This is a genomic window from Helicobacter equorum (assembly GCF_900198655.1).
Taxonomy (GTDB): Bacteria; Campylobacterota; Campylobacteria; order Campylobacterales; family Helicobacteraceae; genus Helicobacter_F; species Helicobacter_F equorum.
The window spans coordinates 1-22,006 of the sequence record NZ_FZPO01000009.1; the positions used below are offsets into that span (position 1 = coordinate 1).

Consider the following 22,006-nt stretch of genomic DNA (forward strand, 5'->3'; position numbering starts at 1 on the left):
CATTAAATGATTTTTAAGAAAAAAGTATTACAATTGACATTCAGAATAGTTTATAACTGTATGAAAATTACCATTTTCATAAGCATGCATCCCTATTTTACGAGATTCCTTACAACAATAAAGGGAAAATGGATGTATTTTATACTAATTCAATTCAGATTCAACAAGCAAATATTGGAAGGTTCTTATGTGTAACAGCTGTGAAATAAAGACATATAGCAAGGCGTGTGTAATCGCTGGGAATGGTCCAAGTTTAGCCAATATTGATTATTCTCTACTTCCAAAAGATTTTGAAGTTTTTCGTGCAAATCAATTCTTTTTTGAAGATAAATACTTTCTAGGCAAAAGCATAAAATGTGCATTTATCAATGGAATTTTCAACCTACCAACCTCTCACTTAACGCTTCATACTTTAAAGCAAAAGGATGAATATAAGATAGATTACTTGATGTGCATTCAACCAGGTGTAATAGTGGGGGGGGGGGCAACCCAAAACACATTGAGTTTTTTCCCAGATGTAATGGATGGATGTGAGTATATAAAAATGCTGTCAGTATTTAACAATAGCATTATGTTTAATTACATACATAAAGATCAAGCAATCACAACAGGCGTTTATATGGTGGCAGTAGCCGTAGCACTAGGTTATAAAGAATTATATATTGTTGGTATTGATTTATACAGAGATGGTGGTAAGTATGCTTTTAGTATGAAAGATAAGCCAAATTTCTTTTCATTGGGATTTGATAAAGAATGTAAGCCGGCAGATTGGCATAATGCACAAACTGATATAGATGCACTTAAGCTCTTAGAAAAAGAATATGGTGTAAAAATTTATATTTTAAGTGAAAGTTGCCCATTAAAAGAGTATTTTCCATTAGCTCCACGAGTTAATGACTTGGATTCTAGTTTTGTTAAGCCTAAACCTACAAATTTCATAAATGATGTTGTAAAAATCACGCCTAAAGATTTAGCAAGAATTAACTGGGTATTATCAGGAGATTACCTTTCAAGACAAGATTTAGCAGAAATTAGACGAATTCTAAAAATCTCAAAAATTATACTTTATCCATTGGTGATACTTAAAAGATTTATCAACAAAATGAGAAGGTTTGCATGGAAAAGTTAAATATCTTAACGATAATTCCTGTTCGTTCTGGTTCAAAAAGACTTAAGAATAAGAATATAAAAATGCTCAATAATAAACCACTTATGGCATATAGTATACAAGCGGGATTAGGATCTAGATATACTCATGATGTGATAGTTAGCACCGATTCAACTGAATATGCAAAGATTGCAAAGGACTATGGTGCTTTAACACCATTCATACGACCCAAAGAAATTTCATTAGATTCTACGAGTACTTATGAAGTTTTAGAACACGCGATAAATTTTTATAAAGAGCAAAATAAAATTTTTACATATATTTTATTGCTTCAAGCAACAAGCCCATTAAGAGAATCTAAACATATAGATTCTGCGATCGAATTAGCTTTGTATAAAAATGCAGATTGTGTGATAAGCGTCTGTGAATGTGATCACCCAAAAGAATGGAGCAATGTTTTGGGTGAGGATCTAAGCTTGGATAATTTTATAGATAAAAAATTCAAGGAAAAAGAAGTCAAGATTTGCCCAAAAATTATCGTTTAAATGGAGCAATTTATTTTGCAAAAATTGAGAATTTACTCTTAAATGAGGGTTTTTATATGCCTAATTCTTTTGCCTATATAATGCCAAGGGAAGTCAGCATTGATATAGATAGCGAATTTGATTTTTTAATGGCAGAAACTCTGCTTTTAAACAAAGGAAAATTATGAAAATAAAATTTAAAAATATAACAATAAGCAAAGATATTCCTCCATTGGTGATACCTGAAATGGGTATAAATCATAATGGCAGTTTAGAATTAGCAAAGTTGATTGTAGATTCTGCATGTAGAGCTGGGGCAAAAATTATAAAACATCAAACCCATATCATAGAAGATGAAATGAGCAGTGAAGCCAAAAATATAATTCCCGGAAATGCAAAAATTAGCATTTATGAGATAATGAAAAAATGTGCTTTAAACGAAAAAGACGAGAGAGAATTAAAAGAATACACAGAATCTAAAGGAATGCTATTTTTAAGTACACCATTTTCAAGAGCTGGGGCAAATCGATTAGAATCCATGGGTGTTAGTGCTTATAAAGTTGGCTCTGGCGAATGTAATAATTACCCACTGTTAAAGCATATAGCAAATTTTAAAAAGCCAATAATTTTAAGTACGGGAATGAACAATTTAGATTCTGTTAGAAAATCTGTCGAAATTCTAAGAAATGCTGATGTTCCTTTCGTATTACTTCATACTACAAATTTATATCCTACTCCCTATGAATTAGTTAGGCTAGATGCCATGAAACAACTAGAAAATGAATTTAATTGCCTTGTGGGTTTAAGTGACCACACGCTTAGTAATTTAGCTTGTCTTGGTGCGGTAGCCGTGGGAGCAAGTGTATTGGAGAGGCATTTTACAGATACAATGGATCGCGTTGGTCCAGATATTGTTTGCTCAATGGATGAGGAAAACTTAAAAAAATTAATCATAGAATCTAAATTGATGTGGCAAATGAGAGGTAATGGAGAATCTAAAAAAGCAACCATACAAGAGCAAGTCACAATTGACTTTGCCTTTGCATCTATTTGTTCTATTGCACCTATTAAAAAAGGTGAAAAATTTAGTGAAAAAAATATATGGGTTAAGCGTCCTGGATTTGGTGGTATAAGAGCTGAAAAATACGAAAATTTACTAGGCAAAATTGCAACAAGAGATATAAAAGAAAATGTTCAAATTAAAATGGGTGATTTTGAATGATTGGGTCAGAATCTAATACCAAAAAAATTGTTTTTTTAACCGGCACAAGAGCAGACTTCAGTAAAATAAAATCAATCTTAAACGAAGTGGAAAGAAACGAAAAATTTGAATTATTTATATTTGTAACTGGTATGCATATGAGCGAAAAATTTGGTCAAACTTATAGAGAGATTGAAAAAAATGGTTTCAAAAATATTTATAAATTTATAAATTTTAATCGCTATTTTGATACTGATAGCTCCCTTTCAGTTACTATTGATGGTTTCTCTCGTTTTGTTCACGAAATAAAGCCGGATTTAATAGTTGTTCATGGTGATAGAATCGAGCCACTGGCAGCAGCAATTGTTGGCGGATTAAATAATATTTTGGTGGCTCATATTGAAGGTGGGGAAATAAGCGGAACAATAGATGATTCTTTAAGACATGCTATTTCAAAACTTTCACACATACATTTTGTGAATGATGAACAGGCAAAAAAAAGACTCTTGCAAATGGGTGAGAGTAAAGAAAATATACACATAATAGGCAGTCCTGATTTAGAAATTTTACATAAGAGTATTGGGAAAATACAAGAAGCTAAAAGATATTATGAAATTGAATTTAAAGAATATGCGATTGTTATATTTCACCCTGTTACAACCGAGATAGATACCATACAAATACAAGCAAGACATTTGGTAAAAGCAATAAAACAAAGTGCTCAAAACTTTATAGTTATTTATCCAAACAATGATTTAGGATTTGATTTAATACTAAAAGAATATGAAGGATTACAAAATAATAAAAAAATTAAAATATTTCCATCATTAAGGTTTGAGTACTTTATAGCCTTGCTAAAACATGCGAAGTTTATAATAGGAAATAGTAGTTGTATTTTAAAAGAAGCAGTATATTTAAATACAAAAGGCATTTTAATAGGTACAAGGCAAAACGGCAGAGCAGGGATTGATAAAGTACTAAATATAAAGGCAGAATCTAAGCAAATTTTAGATGCGATAAATTCACTACAAATCAAATGCAATTTAAATACAGAATCTCAGCTTTTAGATTCTGGGATTTTAGAAAGCTCAAAATTATTTATAAAAGCGATATTAAATGATAAGTTTTTTAACACACCAAAACAAAAAATCTTTAACGATCTTTGAATTTTTAACAAAAAAGGAGTTTACATGAAGCTTTGCAGTTTGAATACTCTAAATGAAGGCATAAATGAATTTTTTTTAAATGATGAATTATATTTGATTGTATATGAAAAATTAAAAAATAATATAAGTGTTTATAGCTCTATTTGTCCGCATCAAGGTGGGCAAGTAAGAAAAAAAGATAAGACCTTTCATTGTCCTGCACACAATTGGTGCTTTAATAAAAATGGTGAAGGAATAAATATAAAAAGCGTTAATCTTTGTAAGCTAGATTCTGTAATTTTGAATAATGAAGTTCATATAGAATCTAAGCAATTTACCCCCCCCCATTACCACAAGCATTAGAATCTAAGCTTTCACAACAAAACTCTTTAATTAAAAAATCAAATTTAACACTTACTCTTCATTCTCATGCTACGCTAGAATTAAAAAATGATAATTTTTGTTTATTATGTGATCCTTGGCTTATAGGATCAGCATTTTTAGGTGCATGGAGAAATTATCCAAAGCCCTTAATTCATCCCAAAGATTTAAAACCAAATGCAATATACATTTCACATGAACATAGCGATCATTTACATCCTGCTACACTAAATTTTTTTGACAAAGATACAAAAATTTATATACCTTCATTTTCGAATATGCGAATGGAAAAAAAGCTAAAAGAGTTAGGTTTTAAAAATGTTAATCCTTTAAATTTTGGACAAAAAATGAAAATAGCGGGTGATATTTTTATAACAATATATGAACCAGCAAGCATTTGGAATGATTCACAAAGTTTAATTGAAATTTCTGGATATAAAATTTTAAATGTTAATGACTCAGGATTTAATCGAAGAATAGCAAAACAAATTGGAGAAATAGACATTTTATGTAGCTCATTTAGTCCTGGTGCATCAGGTTATCCTCTGACTTGGAGTCATTTGAATGATGAAAGAAAAGTTGAGATTTTTACCACTCAAGCAATTGCACAATTAGAAATGCTAACTCAAATGGCAAAGGAATTTAAAGCTAAATATTTTTTACCATTTGCTAGCCATTTTATTTTAAATCATCCTAAACATTTACCATATATGAATTTAATGAGAAAAAATACAATTCAAGATGTGATAAATGCTTTTAAAAATGAACGTTGCAAGGTTATAGACTTATTAACGGGTGAAAGTTTCTCTCTTCCGAATGCCGAATTTAAAAAACTACATTATGCACAAAATTTATATGATAAAAGCATAATAGAAAAATATATAAAAGAAGAATTCGATGAAGATGAATTTATAAGCCAATATCCTACAAATAAATTTGATATAAATAAGCTAAAAAAATATTTTTTAATCTTAATAATGTCCCAGAAATAAAGCTTAGTGAAGAAGTGGTTGTCACCATAAGAGTTTTAGAAAATTTAACTGGCTTTAGTATTGAAATTAAAAATGGTGAGTTAAAAATTTTAGATTCTATTGTTAAAAATCCACATATAACAATTAGTGCACCGGAATCTATTTTAGCCTGTATAGTTGACAATAACGAATCATGGGATGAAGCTAGCATTGGATATTGGTGTAAATTTCATAGATCACCTGATGTTTATCATAGTGAGTTTTGGCGATTACTTCAAGCACCATATTTTTTAAAACACAAAAATTATAAAAGCAAATTAGATTCTGTAATTTGTAAAGAAACCCCAATTTCTAAAATACTAGATTCTAAATCCTATCTAAAGGTTTTAAATCGTTATGGTTTGTATTGCTCTATTTGTGATAAGGCGAAAGCTGAGACACTAGAATTGGCTAGCCTTATTCATGGATTAACACCACAAAATTTAGACAGAATGATAAAAGAATTAAATGCGATTAATAAAATTTGAGAAAACTCAAAACGATTTGCTAAAACAACATACTACAATGAGTTTTCCGATACGCCAAAGCAAAAGATTTAAGGATATGCGATCACCTCGCCACTCAAAGAGCCACCCTGTGCGTTGGTAATTTTCACACGCACAATCTCACCAATATCCCCTACAAAATTACCAATCTTAACAAGCCGATTGTGATCGCTACGCCCTTCACTCCAACGCTCTTGTGTATGATGATTTTCAACCAAAACTTCCACAACTCTACCAATCTCATCTTGAGATTTTTGTGCAAGTATCTCTCTATGGAGATTCTGTAATGTTGCCAATCGCTCCTTCGCCACTTCAGAATCCACAAGCAAACTAGATTCTGTATTATACGCACTTGTATGTGGTCTAGGCGAGTAGATAAAGCTATACATTGTATCAAATCTCACTTGTCGCACGACATCAAGCGTATCTTCAAAATCCGCATCGCTCTCACCAGGAAAGCCCACAATAATGTCTGTGCTAATACCCACATCTTCCCTACCCTCACGTGTGCAAAACTCACGCAATTTTGCCACACGCTCAAGATACCATTCTTTTGTATAGCCTCGTTTCATAGCTTTGAGAATCTTGCTCGATCCACTTTGGAGTGGCATATGGATAGATTTACAAATCTTTGGATTACGCGCAAACTCTGCTAAAAATTCATCATTCATATGTAATGGATGAGGAGAGGTAAAGCGCAAACGCTCAATGCCATCAATCTCACTTAAATTGTGCAAAAGCGTCGCAAAATCTACCTTTTCATGTGGCACAGAAAATCGCACCCCATAATTATTTACATTTTGTCCCAAAAGTAAAAGTTCTTTTACACCTTTAGTGGCAAGTTTGCGCGCTTCATTAAGCAATAAATCTTGAGGTATAGAGATTTCCTTACCTCGTGTAAAAGGCACGATACAATAACTACATTTTTTATCACAACCTATGGAAATATTCAGTAATGCTTTAATCCCCATAGTTTGTGGCGAAGCAAAGACATATGTGCTATCATCATAATCTATATCTACTTCCACGGCTTTTGGCGTGTGTAAAACCTGCGTAATCTTAGATGTATTACGCGCACCTAGCACAAAATCCACATGTGGTGATTTTTTGATAATCCCACCACCCAAATGACTAGCGGTACAGCCACACACACCAATTTTTGCACCTTGCTTTTTGTGTAAAGCAAATTGCCCAATCTCACTAAAAAGCTTTCTTTCTGGCTTTTCGCGCACCGAACAAGTGTTAATAAGGATTAAATCCGCTTGTTTAGGATCATCTGTAAGATCATAGTGCTCTTTTTGTGCAAGCTCGGCGATAATGTGTTGGGAATCGCGCTCATTCATCGCGCATCCAAATGTTTGAATATAAAGTTTTTTGGTCATTCTTTAGATAATGTGTATTTCATAGATGTAATTGTTTTCATCAAGCCCATAACGCACTTCATTGAGTTGTGCACGATATCCAGCTTTTTGTATCGTATTTTGGGCTTTTTGCATATCTTTGTGAGCGTTTTGCCCATCAAAGTAAAACACATGTCTATTTTCTTCTTTGTATTGTCGCAATACCTCATCTAGTGAGATTTTGACTTCATTTTTTTTACTTTGTAAATCTGTTTTGGCAACTTTTAATTCCATAAGACTACCTCCCGAATCGGTGACAAATAAGGTCGCAAGTATAGCAAAATTACAATAATTTTGTAACTTTTAAGCTAAAAATTACTACAATGCACCCACTTCAAAACTTCTCTAAAGCAAGATAACTCACAAAGACAATTCGGAGGCTATAAAGACAGAATGGAAAAAATCTTAGACATCATAGATATGATAGCGTATGAAAAAAATATAGAACCAGAGATTGTGTGCAACATCGTCAAAGAAGGGTTAATTAAAATTGCACAAGAAGAGATTAGCCCTGATTATGAATATTTTGTAGAAAAAGATACCAAAAACCGCACCCTCAAGCTTTTTTATAAAATTGCTGTATGTGCAGATGATGATAAACGCCTAAAAGAAAATCCATTAGGCGTGATCGCGATCTCAAAAGTGCATCAAGAAGCACAAAATATAGGACAAAACATTAACATTGATGATATCTTAGAATATGAGCTTAGTTTAGATTCTATGAAGCGTGGAGCGATAAACAAACTCTTTTTAACACTTGAGCTAAATTTACAACGCCAAATTGAAGAACAACTCCTAAACGATCTCAAATCTAAAGTAAATAAAATCGTTGCAGGTGTGGTTGTGGGCGTAGATAAAGATGAAAATACCTTTGTTGAAATTAATGGTATACAAGCACTCTTAGCCAAAAAAAATCGCATAAAAGGCGAACATTTTAAAGTAGGACAAACCATTAGGGCATTACTAAAGTTTGTGGGCATAGGAAAAGGTGGCATACGCCTAGAGCTTAGTCGCACTGCACCAAAATTCTTAGAAGAACTTCTTACACTAGAAGTTCCCGAACTCAAAGATGAAGAGATTCATATCCATAAAAGTGCAAGAATACCGGGTGAGCGAGCAAAAATTGCCATTTTTACCGACAATACGCGTATTGATCCCATAGGTTGTTGTGTAGGGGTAAAAGGTGTGCGTATCAACGCTGTGAGTAGTGAGCTTAATGGTGAGAGCATAGACTGCATAGAATATGTCCAAACACCAGAAATTTTTCTTGCCAAAGCATTGGCACCTGCACAAGTGCTTAGTATCAAACTCCAACCTTATGATGAAGATTCACAACAAAAATTTGCCCATAAAGCTATCGTGCAAATACGATCAGATCAAAAAAGCAAGGCTATCGGAAAAAATGGAATCAATATTCGCTTAGCGAGTATGCTATGTAATTGTGAGATTGAACTTGTTGAAGTGAGAACACCGACACATAATGATGAAATAACCCTACAAGATATAAGAGAATCTAAAGTAGAAAAAACCGGCATTGATGCGTTGCAATCTCTCTTTAAAAATTAATCTACATTCTAAGGAGCTTTTATGTTATTGTTTACTCCAGGTCCAACACCAGTCTTAGAATCTATCCGCAATGCTATGAGTGAACCCACACTCCACCACAGGACGCCCGAATTTGAAGCCATTTTTGCGCGTGTGAGAGAAAATCTCAAAAAACTTCTCAACCTCCCAGAAGTGCTTATGCTAGCAAGTAGTGGTAGTGGTGCTATGGAAGCATGTGTAAGGACATTTACCAAAAACAAAGTGCTTGTGGTAAATAGCGGTAAGTTTGGAGAAAGATTTGCAAAAATCGCACAAGCCTACAATATCCCACACACACAAATACAGCATTCTTGGGATACTCCAGTAAGCCTCAATGAAGTGCTTGAAGCATTTACAAATGATAGCGATCTTGATTGTATATGTATGCAAATGTGTGAATCCGCGGGAGGATTACGCCACCCTGTAGAAGACATAGCTAGAGAAGTAAAAAAATTAAAGCCAAATGCTATGGTTGTTGTAGATTCTATCACGGCTATGGGAGTAGAACCTATCGACACAACACATATCGATGCGCTCATAGGTGGATCACAAAAAGCATTTATGCTACCACCGGGCTTAAGCATTATCGCGCTTTCACAAAATGCTATTGATATGGCAAATGAACGCAATATAGGATTTTATTTTAATCTCAAAACCGAACTAAAAAACCAAACCCAAAATACAACTGCATGGACTGCCCCCACAACTATCATTCAAGGACTTTACAGATACTTTGAGCTTGTAGAGGAAATGGGTGGAATCCAAAATATATATGCACAAACTAGAGCACGATCATTAGCAAGCAATGAAGCCCTTAAGGCATTGGGGCTTACTATTTATCCAAAAACTCCGGCACTAGCAATGAGCACGATCTATGATGAAGCACATGCAAGCACATTGCGTAAGATTCTCAAGACAGATTTTGCACTCAATGCCGCTGGTGGGCAAGATCACTTAAAAACAAGTATTATACGATTTAATCATATGGGGATTATCCCCGTGTATGAAACTGCGTGGATGGTCAATGCGCTAGAGTTTGCACTCCAAAAGGCTGGATTGCGAACATTTGATGGCACAGCTAATGCGGTATTTTTGCAAAAATATTATGCATTACTTAGCTAGATTCTATGCAAATCTTTGCACTCATCGGATCGAGTGGTAGTGGCAAAAGTGCGCTAGGAATAGAGCTTGCCACGCGCTATGATGGAGAGATTTTTTCATTAGATTCATTAAGCATCTATCGGTATATTACTATCGCTTCTGCCAAACCAAGTCCACAAGACTTAGCAAAAGTCAGACATTATGGGATTGATGAGTTAGATCCACACCAACCCTGCAATGTGATGACATTTTGGCAAAGTTTAGAATCTGCACTCACACAAGCAAAATCCAAAGGAAAAAGGACATTTTTTATTGTAGGAGGATCAAGCTTTTATCTAAAAAGTATGATTGAAGGCTTAAGCCCTATGCCACAACTCACACAAGAGGTATCACGCGCAATACACAATCACATAGCTACTATTCCAAAACCCTATGAGTTTTTATCTCACATTGATTCTCTATATGTGCAAACACTACAGCCTACCGATACATACAGAATCCACAAAGCCCTTGAAATATATTTTGCTACAGACACAATTCCAAGCGTGTATTTTGCTACACATCCTAAACAAAAATTTTTAGCTTTAGAAAATATACCTATTTTGGTGCTTGATATGCCTAGAGACATCTTGCGAAAAAGGATAAACATACGCACACACGCGATGATTTCTCAAGGTTTGCTTGATGAAGTGCGATTTTTGCATGATAATTATCCAGCACATTCCCAAAGTCTCAAGGCTATAGGCATTAAAGAAAGTCTAGAATTTCTTGCAACAAACAATAGCGACACCAAAATGCTACATACACTGATAAGCACACACACCGCACAACTCGCCAAAAGGCAAAGTACTTTTAATCGCACACAATTTCGCAATGCCCTATTCTTAGATTCACACCAGATTCACGCTTACATCGCTTCACATGTGCAAGAACACCAAAACACACACTCTAAATTGTAAAATAAAACAAGCACTATATAAACACACTTCTTGCAAAAGAATATGGCATAAAAACAATAGTGTTTGCAGAAGCAACAATTAAAATCCTTATTCTGATGGAGAAGACTTTCACGGAAAAGTTGTAAGTTTTAAACTCTTGGGATATACAAAAAGATGCCATTCATAACTTTATGTACGGATCACAGATAAAACCTGCGTATGATTTATTACTTGGTAGATTCTAAAATTTTGAACGCTTCTTGTTTGGCAATCTTATCGCACTCTTCATTAAGTGCAATGCCTGAATGCCCCTTAATCCAAGTCGCGTGAATCTTGTGTTTTTGTGCAACTTCTATATATCTTCGCCACAAATCAGGATTTTTTACCTTAGCGAAATCCTTTATTATCCAATTTGCAAGCCATACATTGATACCCTCACACACATACTTAGAATCGCTATAAATTTCTACACAACAAGGCTCTTTGAGTGCTTCAAGAGATGAAATAACAGCTTGAAGCTCCATACGATTATTGGTTGTGTGCGCTTCTCCACCACTTATGACTTTGCGAGTGGATTTAAACTCCAAAATCCCACACCAACCACCCGCACCGGGATTGCCCAATGATGAACCATCACAATAAAGAGTAACGGATTTCATCTTTGCTTTCTCGCACAGAACACAAAACGTCAAAGCTCAAAAGTGCATTACAAGTGGGACATCGTTGATTTTCTAGAGGAAAAATCCCCTTGCATTCGCTACAACGATATTCAAAATGCAAATCCACACTAAAATTCGAATATGCGCGTAGCAAACGAAGTGTTTCTAACTCAAATTTTGCACATTCTTGCATACTAGATTCGTGTGATATATGAGATTGCTCACGTGCTCTATAAATTTCAATAATCTTTTGATTTGTAAGACTCTCAAGTGGGACTTCACTTTTGGGACAATGCCAAAATACATCAAGGAGATTTTCTATATTGCGTGCTTCCTGTGCCTTTTGCCAAAAAAGTGCAAGATTATAATTCCTATAATACATTAAAATAGGCTTTTCTAACCTCGGAAAAATAGCCTTTAGCGCCTCCAATTTAGGCACTTTATCTTCAAACGCACTCTCTTCATCAGCAAAAATACACACACTCTCTAAATACGCACGATTATGCGATAAGGTTTCGAAATACTTTGTGTCATCAAGATTTCCAGATTGCTCATAAATCTCTTGCAAACAATCTACTACATCAATCGCCTTTTCATACTCATTAAGCTTCTCATAAATCCTAAGTAGATAAAACAAAGCTTCTGGATTTCTAGGAAAATTTTTGACAATCTCCAAAAATACATTTTTGGCGCGTTGTAAAAATCCTGATTGAAAATGCGCCACACCAAGTGCATACAAAATATGAACTTTATCCTGTGTAGATGTGCTAGGGTTGGTGTTTAATATACTTGTATAGATCTTGATAGCTTCTTGAATATTACCACTTTGAATATAGGCATTGGCGATAAATTCTAGCGTTGGAATCGCATTTTTGTTTAGCTTTAAAAACTCTTCAACACCATCTTTTATCCCCAAAAATTCATAAGATTTTTTCAAATCTTCAAGAGAATTCACACGCTTTCGATCCTTTAGGCGGTTGCGAATAAAATCTAGCACACCGACAATAGCAATAATCATAAAAACAAGGATAATGCCAAAAAGCGGATCTTGATACCACTGCATATTATTCTCGTAAATAGACGATCTTAGCACTCGCGCGAATCTTGGCAAAGTGTTCTTTAATGATGCTTTGCTCTTTTTGTGCCATTACCCGCTGATTGACCATAGGCTTAGCTTCCTCATAACTCATAAGCTTCTCTCCAAGCTTTTCAAGCACCAAAAAACTCGCAAGAACATTATTTCCTGCATTAAGCACAGGCGTAAAATCCCCTTTTGGTGTTGTAACAAATACTTGAGCAATTTGTGGTGAAAGGATATGCATATTGATTGTTTCTTCTTGTTTTTGCACGCCTTCGATATTCTTCTTTGGATCTTTCATAGCCTTTTGAAGCAACGCATCGCTTGAAGTGCTATAACGCATAACTTTGACACTAGATGGGACTTCAAAATCTTTTTTATGTGCATTATAATAGGCAAATAATTCGCTTTCATCGGTAATATTGACATTACTAGCAAGAATTTTTTGCATTAATTCACGCGTTTGGAGTTGTTTTTTGAGATCAGATCGATATACCTGATAACTCACCCCTTCTCTAGCAAGTTGTGCAATAAGCGCATTTTTGTTGATACCATTGCTTGAGGCAATACGCCCAATTTCATCATCAATCTTAAATTCATCAATGCTAATCTTAAAACGCTCAATCTCATCATCTTTCAAACGCTCATTAATCAATAAATCAATGGCTTGTTGCCTATCAACTTTCATAGTTTTTTGCATTTTTTCTATCTCATGCAATGTTATAGCATATCCATTGACACGCACCGCTACACCAGCTATAACATCACTTGCTACTACCATACTCCCAAACCACAGACACATAATAAGCACATATCGCATATTTCTAACCTTTAAAATTACTAATATATTCAATAATTTGCTCAAGACTTAGCGTATACTTTGCTCCACCAACCTCAATAGCTCTTTTTGGCATACCAAAAACCACGCAACTTTGCTCATCTTGTGCAATAGTAATAGCACCATTTTGATACATTTCTTTTAATCCTATACTCCCATCATCGCCCATACCGGTAAGAATCACGCCAAGTGCATTTTTTCCTGCCACATTATTCACATTGCGAAACAAAATATCCACACTAGGTTTGTGTCGGGAGATTCTAGGACCATCTATGGGCTTTGCAAAATAATGTCCATTTTCATAACTCAATGATATATGTGAATCTCCACTTGCAAGATATGCGTAGGATTGCTCAAGACGCATTTTTTGTGTTACCTCAAAAATATCAAGCTCTGAAAGAGAATCTAAACGTCTAGCAAAAGAAGAACCAAAAGTTTTTGGAATATGTTGAACTACGACAATTGGTGGCAATCCTCTAGGAAGTTTTGAAAAAATCACGCTAAGTGCATCAACACCACCTGTGCTCGCACCTATAGCGATAAGTTTTGGGCGTATCAAATCCTTGCATGGCTTACTCTCTAGCAAGGTATCTGGATGGAGTTTTTGACCTGTAGCTAATTCTTTTGAATCTATCATTGTCTCCCTTATCGCTGCCGAATAAAAATTTTATGCCCAAGCTTTTCTGTGTCATTTGCTAAATCATAAAGGCTTTCGGAATGCCCCAAGTAAAATGTCCCACCAATTTTTAGCAAAGAAAAGAGGCGTTGCAAAATATTCTCTTGATCGGGTTTAGTAAAATAAATAAGAATATTTCTACAAAACACTATATCAAATTCTTCGTTACTAAAAGGATATCTTTTAGCAAAAAGATTTAATTGCTTAAAAGTTATCATATTTTTAAGCTTTGGTTTGGCGCAAAGATGGCGTATTTTTTCAGATTCATCAACAACATCAAAAAACCCTAAGGTCTCACTCTCCGCCCACTTAGGCCACTTTTCCATTAAAGGATTGATCGTATATTTTCCTTCTTTGGCAACCTCTAGCACTTGTGTGTCAATATCTGTAGCAATAATCTCAACTTGTGTGCTAGTATTATAAATTTTTTTGGCATATGCCACCGTAGCAGCAATAGAATACGGCTCCTGTCCTGTAGAAGATGCACAACAATAAATTCTAATACGCGATTGTGTCTTAAAAAGCTGCGGCAAAACCCTATCAAGCAAATCATCAAAATGAAAGCTTTCGCGGAAAAAATCTGTCTTGTTGGTGGTAAAAACATTGATAAAAGCTTGTTCGATATTTTTATCTTTTGTCACCTCTGCAAGTAGGCTCTCTACACTCTCACAATGCGTATCTTTCATAAGTTTTAGGACACGATTTTTTGCCATAGCAAATTTAGAATCTACAATGGCAATCCCTGAAAGCTCATAAATTTTCTCTTGCAAAAGTTTAAAATGCTTAGCATCAATATGAATCATAAATCATTCTTTATTTTAGGATAATGGTTTTAATTCCATTTCGAGAATATACCAAGATTCTCTTGTTTTTGTTTTTAAACTTGCCCAAAGCTGCCAAAAAATCTGATGTTCTTGTAATGTTGCTATTCTCAACTTGCGCTATCACGTCACCTATACTAAATCCGGCTTTATGGGCTAATGAATCTCTTTTTACCTCCACAACCACTACACCTCGCACATTATCTGGGATTCTGTAGCGTTGGCGCAAAGTTTGAGTGATTTCACTTACCTCTAAACCATTAATACCTCCATTGGCATTCTTTGGAGTATTTTGTTCTTCATCCATTTTGTATGATTCATCACTGCTAAGCTCTCCTAACACAACTTGAGTCATGCGCTCTTGTTTGTCACGCACATATTTAATGGTAACTTTTTGTGTGGGCGGAAGCATACCAATAAGATTTTTAAGATCCTGTGCGCTTGTAATTTTTTTGCCATCTACTTGCGTGATAAGATCCCATATCATAAGACCAGCTTTTGCTGCTGGAGATTGTGGCTCAATACTAATAAGCAATGCTCCCTCTCTTTGTCCATAGGTTTCTTGTAAATCCTCACTCACATCTTGGATTCCCACACCTAAATACCCTCGTTTGACTGAACCTTTTTCGATAAGCTCTTTGGCAATTTTTTTAACCATCTCAGAAGGAATCGCAAAACCTACACCATGATTACCACCTGTGCGTGAAAGAATCGCAGTATTTATCCCTATGAGTGCTCCACGAGAATCTATCAATGCTCCGCCACTATTGCCCGGGTTGATAGATGCATCTGTTTGGATAAAATTTTCATAATCATTAATCCCTATGCCACTTTTATTGAGGGCAGAAACGATACCTTGTGTTACCGTCTCTCCGACGCCAAATGGATTACCTATGGCAAAAACTACATCACCTACTTGCACCGCATCACTATTAGCAAAACCAATAGATGGTGTGTTGGCGTCTATTTTAATAACAGCAAGATCACTGCGAGAATCTGCACCTATAATTTTGGCAGTATATTCTTTGGTGCTACCAGAGAGTGAGACAAGAATCTTATCGGCACCATCTATGACATGATGATTGGTAATAATATATCCATCGGTGGAGATAAGCACACCACTTCCCAAACTTCGCTCGATTCTATCTCTTGGAATCTGCCCATACACATCGCCAAAAAATTGTTGAAAAAATGGATCATTAAACATAGGGTGGTTAGGAATTGTGTTTGAAACTTGTTTTTGCGTAGAAATATTGACAACTGCCTTTGTCGCATCGCCTAATGAGGAAGCATAAGATTGAATACTTTGGGGAGAACTACTAGGATTTAGGCGTTCTTGCACATCCGGTGCATTTTTGAAATCAAAAGCCCCCATATACCCGACACTTGCTATCAATAAAATACGACACGCTTTTATCATACAAACTCCTTACTTTAGATTCTAAAATATGTAAATCGTTATTGTATTTGGTATTCTTAAATAATTACTAAAGTGAGTGAGCTTATAAGAATGCTTATCTCATGGAGACTATGTCTATTTGTGCAAAAAATAAAAAAGCAAGATTATTAGAATCTTGTAATACTTTGTTACAAAAAAAGTGTATTATTCGCATTTTAAGAGATATAGGAATTATTCTTATTTTCTCTATCTATGGTATTGTAAGGAGTATGTATGCAAAAAATTGGGATTTTTTATGGGAGTGATTCTTCAAATACACAAAATATCTGCCAAAAAGTTGCTAAAGAACTTGGTGATGCAGAACTCTTTGATGTAGCAAAAGCTTCTAAAGAAGACTTTATGAAATTTAACAACCTCATTCTTGCCACACCTACCTATGGACATGGCGATTTACAAGATGATTGGGATAGTTTTTTAGATACACTAAATGAAGATGACTTTAGCGGAAAAGTAGTCGCTTTTATCGGCGTAGGAGACCAAGACACGTATAGCGATACATTCTGCAATGGCGTTTCTTATCTCTATCACAAAGCTACAAAAGCCAAACGCATTGGGCAAACCGCCAATGAAGGATATTACTTTGATGATACAGAATCGCTCGTTGATGGTAAGCTTGTAGGACTCTTGCTTGATGAAGATAATCAAGAAGATCTTAGCGATGATCGCATCACTAAATGGGTGGCTCAGATAAAAAACGAATTTGTATAAAATATTTGGGTGCAATTTTGCCCCAAATATAAAACATAAAATTTTATGATGGATAAAATTCTCTCACAAGCTCTAATTTATTGGCACTCATAAAATGTATTTTGTCATGTAGGCTTCGTAATTGATCCAATAACTCTCGCGATAATTCCAAGCCAACCTCATATTCATTATCTTTGGCATTTCGTAGTTGGGTAATCCAAGCATCTGGGATAAACACGCCTGGTAGCTTATCGCGCAAAAAAATGGCGACTTTATAATTCACTACTGGAAAAAATCCAAAAATTAGCGTGGTGTGTGTGCCAAGCTCGGCATTTATTTCGTTCAAACTTTGGAGAAGAAATTCTGCCATTTTTTTAGAATACACAGGCTGTGTAAAAAGCGCGTATGGTTTGCCCTGTGAGATTTTTTTACGCATTTTGGTTTTAAGAGATTGGGGATTATTAGCATAGGAATTTATCACTTGAAAACCATAGATAGGCTCTATAGAATCTTTTAGGGCTTTGCCACTAAGCACCTTCCCTTCATTGAGATCGTGAATGATACGCATAAGCTTTAGGGAATTTTCCTCAAAAACACCCTTGGATTCTGCGCAATCTCCAAGCTTAATGGGATCGCCCGTAAGACACAAAAATGATCGCAAACCAAACTCATTTGCTGCCAAAATATCTCCACACAATGCAATAGAATTACGATCGCGCATTCCAAGAGTGCATACAACAGGTCTGTGGGTGATATTCTGAAGTTTGATAGAGCTTAGAATCGATGATGGTTTAAAATGCGCCAAAGGCGAATCGGTGCAAACAAATGCATCGATTGTCACCTCGCTAGAAAGCTTAAGAAGTTTCTCTACTTCTTTGCTTCCTGCAAGTGTCGGTGAAAGTGGTGGGGTAACCTCTAGGGTCAAAAGTCTTTGTTTTGTGCCAAGTTTGGCTACAAACTGCTCGATCATCTCGTGTTTCTTTGTATGGATCTTAGCCTAATGTGCCTCGCACAGCCTTAACTGCCTCAACCATATTTTTGAGACTTGGCTTGACTTCTTCCCATTTTCGAGTTTTTAGCCCACAATCTGGATTAATCCATAATTGTTCTTTTGGCAATACTTCCAAAAGTGCTTTGATTTGATTGATAATTTCTTGTGTGCTTGGGATTCTAGGGCTATGAATATCATACACACCCGGTCCTACTTCATGTGTATAGCCAACTTCTTTAAAGACTTTTAGCAATTCATTTCCACTTCTTGCAGTTTCTATACTAATGACATCAGCATCCATTGCTTCGATGGTTTTGATAATATCATTAAACTCACTATAACACATATGTGTGTGAATCTGTGTGTTTGCTTTTGCTACTGCAGTAGAAATCTTAAAGCACTCTAGCGCCCATCGCTCATATTCTTTGATATTTTCAGTGCGCAAAGGATATCCCTCTTTAAAGGCTGCCTCATCGACTTGAATAATTTTCACTCCGCCTTTTTGTAAATCATCAATCTCATCAGCAATGGCTAATGCAATTTGTTCGCATACTTGTGAGCGTGTCATATCATCGCGTACAAAACTCCAATTTAGAATCGTTACAGGTCCTGTTAGCATACCTTTCATGATTTTTTGCGTAAGACTTTGCGCATATAAAATCCAATCAAGTGTCATTGCCTTAGGTCGTGCCACATCACCAAAAATAATAGGTGGTTTCACACAGCGACTACCATAGCTTTGCACCCAACCATTTTGGCTAAACACAAAACCTTCAAGTTGCTCCCCAAAATACTCCACCATATCATTGCGTTCTGGTTCTCCATGCACCAAAACATCTAAATCAATTTCTTCTTGAAATTTCACACAATCTTGTATGTATTCTTTGATCCCTACTTCATACGCATCTTTACTAATCTCACCTTTTTTATACCCTAAACGCAATGCCCGAAGTTCTGGTGTTTGAGGGAATGATCCAATCGTTGTTGTCGCAAGATCTGGATAGCCTAGCTCATCTCGTTGAATCTTAATACGATCTTTGAAAGCTACATCACGGCTTTTTAGTGTATTTTTGCTCACACGATCGCGCACAGCTTTATTATTTGTTTTTTCAGAAGTTTTACGCACATCATTAATAACTTTATTGGCCTCAAAAAATACTTTACTTCCTCCATTTACACCATTTTTGAAGAGATCTTCAAGCACTCTTAACTCTTCAAGTTTTTCTTTTGCAAAGCTAATCCAACTTAAAATTTGTGAATCCATTTTGTTTTCATCATCTTTCCCAAAAGGCACATGCAAAAGTGAGCAAGAAGTAGTAACCACTACGCGATCTTTAGGAACCTGTGCTGTGATAGATTCTAATGTTTTGAGTTTAGATTCTAAATCTGCCACCCAAATATTACGCCCATCAATAAGCCCTGCAAAAAGCACTTTATTACTTCCTGCGATAGCACCAAGAGATTGTGTATTTTTAGCCCCTGCGATAAAATCAAGTCCTATACCATAAATACTTGTTTGCAATAAAACTTCTGTAAGCTCATTGCTATGCTCAAAAAAAGTTGTTACAATGGTTTTGATACCTTTTTGTGCAATGCTTTCATACACTTCTTTAATGGCTTGTTTATCATAGACACATTGCACTTGTGGCGTATCATTATGCCATCCACGCACAAAAATAGGCTCACTAAATTCAATCATAACTTCTGAATCTAGTTTGGCAACCTCATCAATCAAGTCTAAATACGCGCTTTTAAGCTTTGCAAAGATAGCCTTTGGATCACCTTGTGCAATTTTGCTTAATCCAAAAAATGTAAAAAGTCCTATAAGTGAAATCTTTGGCTTATATCCTAGTGCTTTGGCTTCGTTGTATTGATCCTTTAGTGTTTGAATCTGTGCTTGATATACATCTGTTTGGCTAAGCTCTGGCACGACATAGTGATAGTTTGTGTTAAACCACTTTGTCATTTCACACGCTACACCTTTTGCGTGTCCGCGTGCCATAGCAAAATATCCCTCCAAACCGCTTAAGTCTTTGAATCTTTGTGGCTTTGCATCAAGCGCATAGGCAAGATCTAAAATATTATCATAGTAGCTAAAGTCATTGACGCATACATAATCAAGATGTTTTTGTGCTTCCCAATGCTTTTTGCGCAAATCTTTGGCTACATTTTCTAAATCACTTTGGCTACATTTTCCAGCCCAAAATGCCTCTAAAGCTTTTTTTAGCTCCCTATTTTGTCCGATACGAGGAAATCCAACGATACTACTCATCACGATCCTTTTTATGAAATTTTATTTGGCGGATATTATTACATAGTTTTTTTAAAAACACAATATGTGTTTTGAGATTTTTTAGATTCTGTGGCACAAAAAGTAACAAACACATTATGTGTTTTAAGATTTTTGCTTAGTTATGCTGAAGTTTGCGTTTAAAATCAAAAGTCTTAAGAAAATTTTTGGCACGAGTGCTTTTGGGATTGGTAAAAAACTCTTGTGGCGTGCTAGATTCAATAATCTTTCCAGAATCCAAAAACACGATTTTATCACTCACTGCCTTTGCAAAGCCCATTTCATGAGTAACAAGAAGCATTGTCATGCCTTCATCAGCAAGTTCCAAAACCACATCAAGCACCTCACGTACCATTTCAGGATCAAGCGAAGCTGTAATTTCATCAAAAAGCATAATCTTTGGATTCATACACAATGCACGCACAATCGCCACGCGTTGTTTTTGCCCACCACTTAAGAGTTTAGGATATGCCTTAAGCTTAGATTCTAGCCCTATGCGTTTAAGAAGATTATGGGCTTGGTGCAATACCTCATCTTTAGGGCGTTTTTGCACCTTGAGTGGTCCTAATAAAATATTTTGCTCCACACTTAAATGTGGAAATAGTTCATAATTTTGAAATACCATACCAATTTCTTGGCGAATCTTGCTCCAATCAGTCTTTGGTGTGTTTATTTGCACAGATTCTAAATAAATCTCACCACCTTGTGTGTGCTCTAATCCATTAATGCAGCGCAATAATGTGCTTTTACCACAACCACTAGGCCCCAAAAGGGTTACTACCTCGCCTTTTTGCACCACAAGATCGATATTATCAAGCACAAGAAGAGAATCGTATCGCTTCGTAAGATTATAGATTTGCAACATAAAAACTCCTTATATCAATACATGTAGCACATTTGATACCACACAAGATTATCTTGTTTCTTAGAATCCAAAAGATTCTACATCCCAAAATCCTTGGATTCTAAGCGTTTTGCAAGATAAGAAAGCGGATAGCATAAAACAAAATACAATACAAGCAAAAAGCCATAAATCACAAATGGCGTACTCACGATTGTATGGTTTGCTTCAATAATCTGTCTAGCGACAAAAAACACATCGCCCACTCCGATAAACAACAAAAGTGAGGTGGTTTTGATAATGCGCGTAAAAAGATTAATACTTCCAGGTATAAGACGCGTGGTAACTTGTGGCAAAATGACAAAAACCTGTGTCTTTATCCAATTCAAACCCAAACTCAAAGCCGATTCTCGCTGATGGTTGCTAATAGAACTAAACGCGCCACGCACCAAATCTGCCATTTCTGCACTTCCCCAAAGACTAAATACCAAAATCCCCACAAAAATATTATTGATATGTATATCCATAGCTTGTGGCAATCCAAAATAACATACATACAGCAATGCCAAAATAGGCACGATACGCACAAATTCCAAATACAGCCGACATACCATACGCACTACCACAGATCGCATAAGCATACACAGCCCTATTAATGAGCCAAATACTATAGAAAGCCCAATGGACACAAAAGAAACAAAAAGCGTAATACCTAATCCTTCGCCCAATCGATATACATTGCTTGCGCTAAAAAGTGAATCTATCATC

The 22,006-nt window shown here is 35.5% G+C and carries 23 protein-coding genes; 11 read left to right on the forward strand and 12 right to left on the reverse strand.

Annotation, left to right across the window (positions count from 1 at the left end):
* The first annotated feature begins 187 nt into the window (after positions 1–187).
* The 7 genes from C6H22_RS01895 to C6H22_RS01925 all read left to right on the forward strand — a co-directional run bounded on the left by C6H22_RS01895 (position 188) and on the right by C6H22_RS01925 (position 5,857).
* Positions 188–1,129, forward strand: coding sequence for an alpha-2,3-sialyltransferase (locus C6H22_RS01895; RefSeq protein WP_104693649.1), 942 nt, complete (start codon positions 188–190; stop codon positions 1,127–1,129).
* Entirely contained in the window at positions 1,117–1,653 is a 537-nt protein-coding gene (locus tag C6H22_RS01900; protein WP_233706991.1) for an acylneuraminate cytidylyltransferase family protein, read from the forward strand. Before C6H22_RS01895 ends, C6H22_RS01900 begins: the two co-directional genes overlap by 13 nt.
* 163 nt (positions 1,654–1,816) lie before the next feature.
* Entirely contained in the window at positions 1,817–2,854 is a 1,038-nt protein-coding gene (locus tag C6H22_RS01905; RefSeq protein WP_104693650.1) for an N-acetylneuraminate synthase family protein, read from the forward strand.
* A complete protein-coding gene (gene neuC, locus C6H22_RS01910) occupies positions 2,851–3,999 on the forward strand; it encodes a UDP-N-acetylglucosamine 2-epimerase (protein WP_104693651.1) in 1,149 nt (382 codons plus the stop codon). Before C6H22_RS01905 ends, neuC begins: the two co-directional genes overlap by 4 nt.
* Positions 4,000–4,023: 24 nt before the next feature.
* Positions 4,024–4,341, forward strand: a complete 318-nt coding sequence (locus tag C6H22_RS01915) for a Rieske 2Fe-2S domain-containing protein (protein WP_104693652.1) — start codon at positions 4,024–4,026, stop codon at positions 4,339–4,341.
* A gap of 29 nt (positions 4,342–4,370) precedes the next feature.
* Entirely contained in the window at positions 4,371–5,351 is a 981-nt protein-coding gene (locus C6H22_RS01920; protein WP_233706999.1) for an MBL fold metallo-hydrolase, read from the forward strand.
* A 14-nt stretch (positions 5,352–5,365) separates the two neighbouring features.
* On the forward strand, positions 5,366–5,857 hold the full coding sequence (locus C6H22_RS01925; RefSeq protein WP_104693654.1) for a hypothetical protein: 492 nt from the start codon (positions 5,366–5,368) through the stop codon (positions 5,855–5,857).
* Between the two features lie 68 nt (positions 5,858–5,925).
* On the opposite strand, the gene miaB is transcribed toward C6H22_RS01925, so the two are convergent.
* Both miaB and C6H22_RS01935 read right to left on the reverse strand, forming a co-directional pair.
* Positions 5,926–7,257 (reverse strand): tRNA (N6-isopentenyl adenosine(37)-C2)-methylthiotransferase MiaB, encoded by a 1,332-nt coding sequence (miaB, locus tag C6H22_RS01930; RefSeq protein WP_104693655.1) that lies wholly within the window; start codon positions 7,255–7,257, stop codon positions 5,926–5,928.
* Positions 7,258–7,260: 3 nt separating this feature from the next.
* Positions 7,261–7,509: an HP0268 family nuclease gene (locus tag C6H22_RS01935; RefSeq protein ID WP_104693656.1), complete on the reverse strand. Its 249-nt coding sequence runs from the start codon at positions 7,507–7,509 to the stop codon at positions 7,261–7,263.
* A gap of 159 nt (positions 7,510–7,668) precedes the next feature.
* On the opposite strand from C6H22_RS01935, the gene nusA reads away from it, so the two are divergent.
* From nusA to miaA, 3 genes are read left to right on the forward strand one after another with little or no spacing between them, the layout of a single operon-like run.
* The gene (nusA, locus tag C6H22_RS01940) at positions 7,669–8,841 is read left to right on the forward strand and encodes a transcription termination factor NusA (RefSeq protein WP_104693657.1); all 1,173 of its coding nucleotides are present in this window, start codon (positions 7,669–7,671) and stop codon (positions 8,839–8,841) included.
* A gap of 21 nt (positions 8,842–8,862) precedes the next feature.
* On the forward strand, positions 8,863–9,981 hold the full coding sequence (locus C6H22_RS01945) for a pyridoxal-phosphate-dependent aminotransferase family protein (RefSeq protein ID WP_104693658.1): 1,119 nt from the start codon (positions 8,863–8,865) through the stop codon (positions 9,979–9,981).
* A 5-nt stretch (positions 9,982–9,986) separates the two neighbouring features.
* Positions 9,987–10,919: a tRNA (adenosine(37)-N6)-dimethylallyltransferase MiaA gene (gene miaA, locus C6H22_RS01950; RefSeq protein ID WP_104693659.1), complete on the forward strand. Its 933-nt coding sequence runs from the start codon at positions 9,987–9,989 to the stop codon at positions 10,917–10,919.
* Between the two features lie 206 nt (positions 10,920–11,125).
* Here miaA and rnhA read toward each other — a convergent pair whose 3' ends face one another.
* Genes rnhA through C6H22_RS01980 form a run of 6 tightly spaced genes read right to left on the reverse strand, consistent with a single transcriptional unit; the run spans position 11,126 to position 16,390 of the window.
* Positions 11,126–11,557 (reverse strand): ribonuclease HI, encoded by a 432-nt coding sequence (gene rnhA / locus C6H22_RS01955; RefSeq protein ID WP_104693660.1) that lies wholly within the window; start codon positions 11,555–11,557, stop codon positions 11,126–11,128.
* Entirely contained in the window at positions 11,532–12,620 is a 1,089-nt protein-coding gene (locus C6H22_RS01960; RefSeq protein WP_104693661.1) for a tetratricopeptide repeat protein, read from the reverse strand. Before C6H22_RS01960 ends, rnhA begins: the two co-directional genes overlap by 26 nt.
* Position 12,621: 1 nt before the next feature.
* A complete protein-coding gene (locus tag C6H22_RS01965; RefSeq protein WP_233706993.1) occupies positions 12,622–13,455 on the reverse strand; it encodes a peptidylprolyl isomerase in 834 nt (277 codons plus the stop codon).
* Positions 13,456–13,459: 4 nt separating this feature from the next.
* Positions 13,460–14,110: a CheB methylesterase domain-containing protein gene (locus tag C6H22_RS01970; protein ID WP_104693662.1), complete on the reverse strand. Its 651-nt coding sequence runs from the start codon at positions 14,108–14,110 to the stop codon at positions 13,460–13,462.
* Between the two features lie 8 nt (positions 14,111–14,118).
* Positions 14,119–14,952 (reverse strand): CheR family methyltransferase, encoded by an 834-nt coding sequence (locus tag C6H22_RS01975; RefSeq protein ID WP_104693663.1) that lies wholly within the window; start codon positions 14,950–14,952, stop codon positions 14,119–14,121.
* A gap of 10 nt (positions 14,953–14,962) precedes the next feature.
* Positions 14,963–16,390 carry a Do family serine endopeptidase gene (locus C6H22_RS01980; RefSeq protein ID WP_104693664.1) on the reverse strand — a complete coding sequence of 476 codons (1,428 nt, stop codon included), beginning with the start codon at positions 16,388–16,390 and terminating at the stop codon, positions 14,963–14,965.
* Between the two features lie 252 nt (positions 16,391–16,642).
* Between C6H22_RS01980 and C6H22_RS01985 the strand changes: the two genes are divergently transcribed.
* Complete coding sequence (locus tag C6H22_RS01985) at positions 16,643–17,137, forward strand: flavodoxin (RefSeq protein WP_104693665.1); 495 nt, start codon at positions 16,643–16,645, stop codon at positions 17,135–17,137.
* A 43-nt stretch (positions 17,138–17,180) separates the two neighbouring features.
* Here C6H22_RS01985 and C6H22_RS01990 read toward each other — a convergent pair whose 3' ends face one another.
* From C6H22_RS01990 to C6H22_RS02005, 4 genes are all read right to left on the reverse strand, one after another.
* On the reverse strand, positions 17,181–18,086 hold the full coding sequence (locus tag C6H22_RS01990; protein WP_104693666.1) for a methylenetetrahydrofolate reductase: 906 nt from the start codon (positions 18,084–18,086) through the stop codon (positions 17,181–17,183).
* 22 nt (positions 18,087–18,108) lie between these two features.
* On the reverse strand, positions 18,109–20,379 hold the full coding sequence (gene metE, locus C6H22_RS01995; RefSeq protein ID WP_104693667.1) for a 5-methyltetrahydropteroyltriglutamate--homocysteine S-methyltransferase: 2,271 nt from the start codon (positions 20,377–20,379) through the stop codon (positions 18,109–18,111).
* Between the two features lie 136 nt (positions 20,380–20,515).
* Entirely contained in the window at positions 20,516–21,262 is a 747-nt protein-coding gene (locus tag C6H22_RS02000; protein WP_104693668.1) for an amino acid ABC transporter ATP-binding protein, read from the reverse strand.
* Positions 21,263–21,339: 77 nt separating this feature from the next.
* A complete protein-coding gene (locus C6H22_RS02005) occupies positions 21,340–22,005 on the reverse strand; it encodes an amino acid ABC transporter permease (protein WP_104693669.1) in 666 nt (221 codons plus the stop codon).
* Position 22,006 lies beyond the last annotated feature (1 nt).